The organism is Microbacterium sp. NPDC019599 (assembly GCF_040632175.1).
Taxonomy (GTDB): domain Bacteria; phylum Actinomycetota; class Actinomycetes; order Actinomycetales; family Microbacteriaceae; genus Microbacterium.
Genome location: NZ_JBEYBL010000011.1, coordinates 160,772 through 168,649, shown reverse-complemented (window position 1 = coordinate 168,649; position 7,878 = coordinate 160,772). Strand labels below are relative to the sequence as shown.

Genomic DNA, 7,878 nt, shown 5'->3' with positions numbered 1-7,878 from the left:
CTTCCCCCCCCCCCCGCTCTTCCTACCGCGCCCCGCGGGGGGTCCCGCCCCCCGGCGTGGGTGGGCGGGGGGGGGGCGCCGGGCGCGGGCCCCCACCGCGGCAGGTGATGTCACGTCGACGTGCATGCCCCGTGCGACGAGGGCCCCCACCCTCGGCATCACCTTTTAACCGGACATGAGAGTCCGATTAGAAAGAACACTATCGTGCGATCGCGCGTCGTCGTGGAACCACGCGCACACATAGAGTCGGACGTCCTGGGGGAGGGACGCACATGCGCGCAGATGCCGAGGCCAATCGCGAGAAGCTGCTGGACGCGGCGGCCGGACTCTTCGCGGAGCAGGGCGTCGAAGCGCCGTTCGCTCTCATCGCGGAGCGCGCCGGCGTCGGCAAGGGCACGCTCTACCGTCACTTCGCGGATCGGGATGCTGTCATCGTCGGCCTCGGCGAGCGTGCACGCGCCCGGTTCGCCGAGATCGGTGAGGAGGCGGCATCCGTCGCCTCCGCGTGGGACGCGATCCTCGTCTACATCGACGGCGTCGTCGCCATGTACGTCGACATGCCGTGGCTCGTCGCGATCCGCCCGCGCGCGCGGCAGCTCGTCCCGCTGGACGAGTCCGCCGAGGAGGCGATGAGCGCGATCATCGACCGCGCCTGGGCCGAGGGCTCGCTGCGCGACGACGTCGACCTCGACGACCTGCAGTACGTGCCCGCCCTGCTGTCCGGCCTCGTCGACCTGCCCGAGCCGCGGCGCGCGACCGTCCTCGCCCGGCTGCGCGCCATCGTGCTCGACGGCCTGCGCCCGGAGAATGCGCCCCGCATGCCGCTGCGCGAGCGTGCGTCGGGTCAGTCGACGGCGTAGCGCTCGACGAAGGTCCGCAGGATCCGGCTCGGGTGCGACACCGCGGCGCGCCGGACGGCGGCGAGCGTCAGCTCGAGCTCGTCCGACGCGAAGTAGCCGTAGCCGGCGTACGCGTGGATGCGCGTCGTGATGCCGTCGACGTCGAGCTCGGGGTGGAACTGCGTCGCGTACACGTTCGCAGCGACGCGGAACATCTGCACGGGGCAGTCCGGGGACGATCCGAGCAGCACGGCCGGCGCCGGCAGCGAGCTGATGCCTTCCTTATGGCCCACGAAAGCCTCGAACGTCTGCGGCATCCCCGCCAGCAGGGGGTCGGACGCCCCGGCATCGGTGAGCGTCACGGGCACGACGCTGATCGGCTCTCCGACAGTCCGGTCGATCGTCGCCCCTAGATACGCGCCGACGGTGCCGACGCCGTAGCACGCGCCCAGGAACGGGAAGTCCCGGGCGACGACCCTCTCGAGCAGCGCCTGGAACTCGGCCTCGACGCGATGCTGCACGGCGGACTTCGTCTCGGGCGGGTCGGATGCGTTGAACGGGCCGCCGCCGACGAAGATCCCGGACAGCTCGTCGAGGTCGAAGTCCGGCATGGGACCGGCTTCGAGCCGCACCCGGTGCAGCTGCCCCTCGTCGAGACCCGTGTAGCGCAGGAAGAGCTCGTACTCCTCGTCGGCGGGGCGGTCCTCCGCTCGCGTGGCGAGGAGCACGAACGGCTTCATGGCGACCACCCTAGAGCCCCGCACGAGGCGTACGCGCATGTTTCCAGCGTGCAAACTCTCTCCCCAGGATCGCGCCCGTGGAGGTTCCTCGGAGGTGCGCTTCGATAGCGTGGCACCGTGCCGCAAGACATCGAAACGCGCGCGACCTCGCATCCGCTCGGCGCGACGCACCCTCTCGCCCTCGCTCCCGTGACCTCGCCCGCCGCGAGCGTCGACGGATTCGTGAAGCAGTTCCTGCTGAACCTCAACTTCGACGTGGGCGTGTCCCTCTCGCACTCGAGCACGAACGACCAGTACCTCGCGCTGGCCGTCACGGTCCGGGACTACCTCATGGCCCGCTGGCTCGACGACCAGCGCCGCCAGAAGGAGGTGCAGGCGAAGGGCGTCTGCTACCTCTCGGCCGAATACCTCCTCGGCCGCCAGCTCGACAACAACCTCCTCGCATCCCGCCTGACCGACATCGCGACGGATGCTCTCAAGCAGTGCGGCATCGAGCTCGAAGAGCTCCGCCAGCTCGAGGTCGAGCCCGGCCTCGGAAACGGCGGCCTCGGACGCCTCGCGGCCTGCTTCATCGACTCGCTCGCGACGATCGGCGTCCCGAGCATCGGCTACGGCATCCGCTACGAGTACGGCATCTTCCGCCAGACCTTCGAGGACGGCCAGCAGGTCGAGCAGCCCGACGCGTGGCTGCGGCTGGGTTCGCCGTGGGAGTTCCCGCACCCCGAGGCGGCGCAGCAGATCTCGTTCGGCGGCCACACCGAGAAGTACGACGACGAGGGCGTGACCCGCTCGCGCTGGGTTCCAGGCTGGAACGTCCAGGCCGTGCCCTACAACTACATGGTTCCCGGCTACCACAACGGTCGCGTCAACACGCTGCGACTGTGGAGCGCCGTCGCGACCAACAGCTTCGACCTGCGCGTCTTCAACTCGGGCGACTACGAAGAGGCCGTCCGCGCGCAGACCTTCGCCGAGAATATCTCCAAGGTCCTCTATCCCGAGGATTCGACGCCCCAGGGCAAGGAGCTGCGCCTCCAGCAGCAGTACTTCTTCGTGGCGGCATCCATCGGCGACTTCCTCGAGAACGTCCTCGCCGAGGGCTACGACCTCACGAAGCTGCCCGAGCGGGTCATCTTCCAGCTCAACGACACGCACCCCGTCATCGCGGTGCCCGAACTCATGCGCGTGCTGGTCGACGAGAAGCACCTGGAGTGGGATGCCGCGTGGGAGATCACGCAGCAGTGCTTCGCGTACACCTGCCACACGCTGCTGCCGGAGGCTCTCGAGGTCTGGCCCGTCGACCTGCTCGGCCGCCTGCTGCCCCGCCACCTCGAGATCATCTACCGCATCAACGACGACTTCCTCGAGGCTGTGCGCGAGCGCTTCGGCGACGACGAGCTGAAGATCCGCGCGATGTCGATCATCGGCGAGCACCCGCTCCGCTCGGTCCGCATGGCCCACCTCGCGACCGTCGCCGGCTCCAAGGTCAACGGCGTCGCGGAGCTGCACTCGCAGCTGCTGCGCGACAAGGTGCTACACGACTTCGACGAGTTCTACCCGGGCAAGTTCACGAACGTCACGAACGGCGTGACTCCGCGCCGCTTCATCCGCCTCGCGAACCCCGACCTCGCATCGCTCATCACCGAGGCCCTCGGCGCCGGCTGGACCGTCGACCTCGAGCGGCTCCGGGGCCTTGAGGCCTTCGCCGCCGATCCCGAGTTCCGCGCGCAGTTCGCCGCCGTGAAGGCCGGCAACAAGAAGCGCCTCGCCGAGGTCCTGCACGAGCGCGACGGCCTCGCCGTCGGCGACGGCCACATGCTCGACGTCATGGTCAAGCGCCTGCACGAGTACAAGCGTCAGATGCTCAAGGTCCTGCACATCGTGACGGAGTACGAGAAGGTCGTGTCGGGCCGTGCTGCGGCATCCGACATCACTCCTCGCACGTTCGTCTTCGGCGCGAAGGCGGCGCCCGGCTACGCGATGGCCAAGCGCATCATCCACCTCATCAACGCCGTCGGCGAGGTCGTCAACGACGACCCGCGCGTCGAGGGCCGCCTGAAGGTGCTCTTCCCGCCGAACTACAACGTCACGCTCGCCGAGCGCGTCATCCCCGCCGCCGACCTGTCCGAGCAGATCTCGCTCGCGGGCAAGGAGGCCTCGGGCACGGGCAACATGAAGTTCGCGCTGAACGGCGCCCTCACGATCGGAACGGACGACGGCGCCAACGTCGAGATCCGCGAGCTGGTCGGCGACGACAACTTCTTCCTCTTCGGCATGGCCGAGCCCGAGGTCGAGGCGCTGTGGGCGAAGGGCTACACGCCCTCCGAGTACTACCAGTCCGACGAGGACCTGCGCGCCGCGATGGACCTCATCGCGTCGGGCGCGTTCTCGGGCGGCGACCGCTCGGTGTTCGAGCCGATCGTGTCGAACCTCCTGTACGACGACCGGTTCATGGTGCTCGCGGACTACTCCTCCTACATCCAGGCGCAGGCGCGCGTCGACGAGGCGTACGCGGACCAGGACGAGTGGACCCGCAAGGCGATCCTCAACGTCGCCCGCACGGGCTTCTTCTCATCCGACCGCTCGATCCGCGACTACATCGACCGCATCTGGCACACGCCCCCGGTCTCGTAGGGGATCACCTCGAGAGGTGGTCGCGGATGGCGCCGAGCGCCTCCGCGACCACCGGGTTCCGCGGGCTGTGCCGATCAGCGGGCGAGGTGCTCGCGGATCGCGCCGAGCGCCTCCGCGACCACCGGATTCCGCGGGCTGTGCCGATCAGCGGGCGAGGTGCTCGCGGATCGCGCCGAGCGCCTCCGCGACCACCGGATTCCGCGGGCCCTCGTCCCGGGTCACGGCCCAGTACGCCAGCGGGTGCGAGTAGATGCCGTCGAGCACGCGCACGAGGCGGGGGTCGGCATCCGCGAGGAAGTCGGGGAGCAGCCCGATCCCCGCGCCCGCCGCGGCGGCCTCGACGTGCGCGAAGACGCTCGTCGAGCGGATCGACGCGGGCGAGGCGGGCAGCACCTGCACGGCGAGGTCGAGCTCGTCCACCTGCAGCGACGACTCGATGTAGTAGATGAGCGGATGCAGTTCCAGCTCCGCGATCGACGCCGGGGCGCCGGCGCGCTCGAGGTACGCCGGCGTCGCGTAGAGCCGCAGTGAATACGCGCTGATCGGGGTCGCGAACGCGCGGTGCACGGACGGCCGGCCCACGACGATCTCGAGGTCGACGCCCGACCGGTTCTGCCGCACCCGCTGCGTCGCCGCGATGAGTTCGACGGCGAGAGCGGGATGCCGCTCCTGCAGCGCCGCCAGGGCGGGCACGAGGAAGACGGATGTGAACGCCTCGGGAGCGGCGATCCGCACCATGCCCTGGACGGCGGTGCCCCCCTCCTCCGCGAGCTCGCGGACGGATGCCTCGATCCTCTCGGCGACGGCGAGTGCGCGTCGCCCGAGCGGCGTGACCTCCCAGCCCGCGGCCGTGCGCACGAGCACGCGGCCGCCCATCGCGTCCTCGAGCGACGCGATCCGGCGCGACACAGTCGAGTGGTTGACGCCCAGAACCTCGGCGGCGGCGGTGTAGCGCCCGAGGCGCGCCGCCGCGAGGAACGTCATGAGCGCGTCGAGCTGCGGTTCGCGGGGCGGCATGCTCGCAGTGTGCATCAATGCACGGCCGAGGTGCAAGATTGGCGCTGCTGCGTGCATTGATCGCGAGTGCGGTGCGTGCTTATCCTGGCACCGAGGCGCACCGTCGCGCCCTCGAACACGTGAGGACCAGCATGTCCACGATCGCCTGGATCGGCCTCGGCCACATGGGTGCGCCCATGACCGCCAATCTCGTCGCCGCGGGCCACACCGTGCGCGGCGTCGACCTCAACCCGGCTGCGGCGGAGGCCGCGGCATCCCGCGGCGTCACCGTCGTGTCGTCGATCGCCGAGGCGCTGGACGGAGCCGAGGCGTGCTTCACATCGCTGCCCATGCCGCAGCACGTGCGCGGGGTGTACGACGGTCCCGAGGGCATCTGGGCCCACGCGGCGCCGGGAACCCTGCTGCTGGACACCTCGACCGTCGACGTCGAGACGTCGCGCTGGTGCCACGACGAGTCCGAGGCGCGCGGCTTCGTCTTCGTCGACTCGCCGATCTCGGGCGGCACTGCCGGCGCCGAGGCGCACACCCTGACCTTCATGCTCGGCGGCCGCTCGGAGGACGTCGAGCGGGCGAAGGAGCTCGTCGCGCCGATGGCGGGCAACGTGATCGCGTGCGGCGCCGCGACGGCCGGCATCTCGGCGAAGCTCGTCAACAACATGATGCTGTTCATCGCCGTCATGGCCACCGCCGAGGGCTCGCAGCTCGCGGAGCAGCTCGGCCTCGACCAGAAGGTCTTCTGGGAGGTCGCGAACGCCTCGTCCGGCGGCTCGTGGCCCCAGCGCGTGTGGTGGCCCGTCCCCGACGTCGTGCCGTCGGCGGCTGCGAACCGCAACTTCGACGCGACGTTCTCGGTCGACCTCGCCCGCAAGGACTGCAGTCTCGCGGTGCAGGCAGGGCAGGCCACCGGCGTCCACCTGCCCGCCGCGCAGCTCGCGCTGTCGCAGCTCGACGAGCTCGTCGACCGCGGCCTCGGCGGCAAGGACTGCACCCTCGTCACCCTCTTCGCCACCCCGGACGGCGTGCTGCGGGGGTACGATCCGAGCCACGACCGCTCACCCGCGAACGCCTGAATCATCCCCGCCGGAACCGACAGGAGCATCATGAGCACCCCCACGATCGAGAAGACCCAGGACGCAGCATCCGAGACGCTGCCGACCATCCCGCACGTCGTCGGCGGAGAGCGCCTCGCGCCCGAGGGGCGCCGCGGCGCCGTCTACAACCCCGCGACGGGCCGGCAGACGGCGGAGGTCGCCTTCGCGACGGCCGACTTCGTACGCGAGGCCGCCGAGAAGGCCAAGGCGGCGCAGCCCGCGTGGCGCGAGACGGGTCTCGCGAAGCGCTCGGCCGTCATCTTCAAGCTGCGCGAGATCATCGCGTCGCGCGCCGAGGAGCTCGCCCGCGTCATCACGTCCGAGCACGGCAAGACCGTCGCCGACGCCATGGGCGAGGTCGCGCGGGGCCTCGAGAACGTCGAGTTCTGCACGGGCCTCATGCACCACCTCAAGGGCGAGTACTCCGAGCAGGTCTCGACCGGCATCGACGTGCACCAGGTGCGCCAGCCGCTCGGCGTCGTCGCGTGCATCACGCCGTTCAACTTCCCGGCCATGGTGCCGCTGTGGATGGTCACGACGGCGATCGCGGCGGGCAACGCCGTCATCCTCAAGCCGTCCGAGCGCGACCCCTCCGCCGCGGTGTGGCTCGCGGACGCGTGGCGCGAAGCGGGGCTGCCCGAGGGCATCTTCAACGTCGTGCACGGCGACAAGGAGGCCGTCGACGCGATTCTCGACGAGCCGATCATCCGCGCCGTCTCGTTCGTCGGGTCGACCCCCATCGCGAAGTACATCTACGCGCGCGCGGCAGCCAACGGCAAGCGCGTCCAGGCGCTCGGCGGTGCGAAGAACCACATGATCGTCATGCCGGATGCCGACCTCGACGCCGCGGCGGACGCCGCCGTGTCGGCCGCCTACGGCTCGGCGGGGGAACGCTGCATGGCAGTCTCGGTCGTCGTCGCGGTCGGCGGGGTCGCGGACGAGCTCGTCGGCAAGGTCTCGGACCGCATCGGCAACCTGCGCATCGGCGACGGCACCGACCCCCAGTCCGAGATGGGCCCGCTCATCACGCGCGACGCACGCGAGCGCGTCGCGGGCTTCGTCTCCGGCGCGCCCGACGAGGGCGCGAAGGTGGTCGTCGACGGCCGTGAGAAGGAGTTCGAGGGCGACGGGTTCTTCATCGGCGCGTCGCTCGTGGACGACGTCAAGCCCGGCATGCGCGTCTACGACGAGGAGATCTTCGGACCCGTCCTCTCGGTCGTGCGCGTCGCGAGCTACGACGAGGCGATCGACCTCATCAACTCGAACAAGTACGCCAACGGCACCGCGGTCTTCACGCGCGACGGCAAGACGGCGCGGCAGTTCGAGTTCGACATCGAGGTGGGCATGGTCGGCATCAACGTGCCGATCCCGGTGCCGGTCGGAGCATTCTCGTTCGGCGGCTGGAAGGACTCGCTCTTCGGCGACACGCACATGTACGGGCCGGAGGCGTTCAACTTCTATACGCGCCGCAAGGTCGTGACGACGCGCTGGCCCGAGCCGAGCGAGAGCCAGATCCACCTCGGATTCCCGACGCACTGACACGCTGTGCGGACCTCGGCC

6 protein-coding genes are annotated in these 7,878 nt (G+C 70.2%); 4 read left to right on the top strand and 2 right to left on the bottom strand.

What is annotated here, in order from left to right; genetic code table 11:
• Window positions 1–272: 272 nt before the first annotated feature.
• A complete protein-coding gene (locus ABZ477_RS17260; protein ID WP_360135695.1) occupies window positions 273–860 on the top strand; it encodes a helix-turn-helix domain-containing protein in 588 nt (195 codons plus the stop codon).
• Here the strand turns inward: ABZ477_RS17260 and ABZ477_RS17255 are convergent.
• Window positions 845–1,579 carry a glutamine amidotransferase gene (locus ABZ477_RS17255; RefSeq protein ID WP_360135693.1) on the bottom strand — a complete coding sequence of 245 codons (735 nt, stop codon included), beginning with the start codon at window positions 1,577–1,579 and terminating at the stop codon, window positions 845–847. The genes ABZ477_RS17260 and ABZ477_RS17255 overlap by 16 nt on opposite strands.
• Window positions 1,580–1,768: 189 nt before the next feature.
• Here ABZ477_RS17255 and ABZ477_RS17250 point away from each other — a divergent pair, with 189 nt between their 5' ends.
• Complete coding sequence (locus ABZ477_RS17250) at window positions 1,769–4,210, top strand: glycogen/starch/alpha-glucan phosphorylase (RefSeq protein ID WP_360135711.1); 2,442 nt, start codon at window positions 1,769–1,771, stop codon at window positions 4,208–4,210.
• Window positions 4,211–4,354: 144 nt separating this feature from the next.
• On the opposite strand, the gene ABZ477_RS17245 is transcribed toward ABZ477_RS17250, so the two are convergent.
• Window positions 4,355–5,227, bottom strand: a complete 873-nt coding sequence (locus ABZ477_RS17245; protein ID WP_360135691.1) for a LysR family transcriptional regulator — start codon at window positions 5,225–5,227, stop codon at window positions 4,355–4,357.
• Window positions 5,228–5,358: 131 nt separating this feature from the next.
• On the opposite strand from ABZ477_RS17245, the gene ABZ477_RS17240 reads away from it, so the two are divergent.
• Window positions 5,359–6,297 (top strand): NAD(P)-binding domain-containing protein, encoded by a 939-nt coding sequence (locus ABZ477_RS17240; protein ID WP_360135689.1) that lies wholly within the window; start codon window positions 5,359–5,361, stop codon window positions 6,295–6,297.
• A 30-nt stretch (window positions 6,298–6,327) separates the two neighbouring features.
• Window positions 6,328–7,857, top strand: coding sequence for a CoA-acylating methylmalonate-semialdehyde dehydrogenase (locus ABZ477_RS17235; RefSeq protein ID WP_360135687.1), 1,530 nt, complete (start codon window positions 6,328–6,330; stop codon window positions 7,855–7,857).
• Window positions 7,858–7,878 lie beyond the last annotated feature (21 nt).

Excerpts from the sequence above, each read along its gene's own strand:
- ABZ477_RS17260 (WP_360135695.1), top strand. The coding sequence starts at position 273 with ATGCGCGCAGATGCCGAGGCCAATCGCGAGAAGCTGCTGGACGCGGCG.
- ABZ477_RS17255 (WP_360135693.1), bottom strand. The coding sequence starts at position 1,579 with ATGAAGCCGTTCGTGCTCCTCGCCACGCGAGCGGAGGACCGCCCCGCC.
- ABZ477_RS17245 (WP_360135691.1), bottom strand. The coding sequence starts at position 5,227 with ATGCCGCCCCGCGAACCGCAGCTCGACGCGCTCATGACGTTCCTCGCG.
- ABZ477_RS17240 (WP_360135689.1), top strand. The coding sequence starts at position 5,359 with ATGTCCACGATCGCCTGGATCGGCCTCGGCCACATGGGTGCGCCCATG.
- ABZ477_RS17235 (WP_360135687.1), top strand. The coding sequence starts at position 6,328 with ATGAGCACCCCCACGATCGAGAAGACCCAGGACGCAGCATCCGAGACG.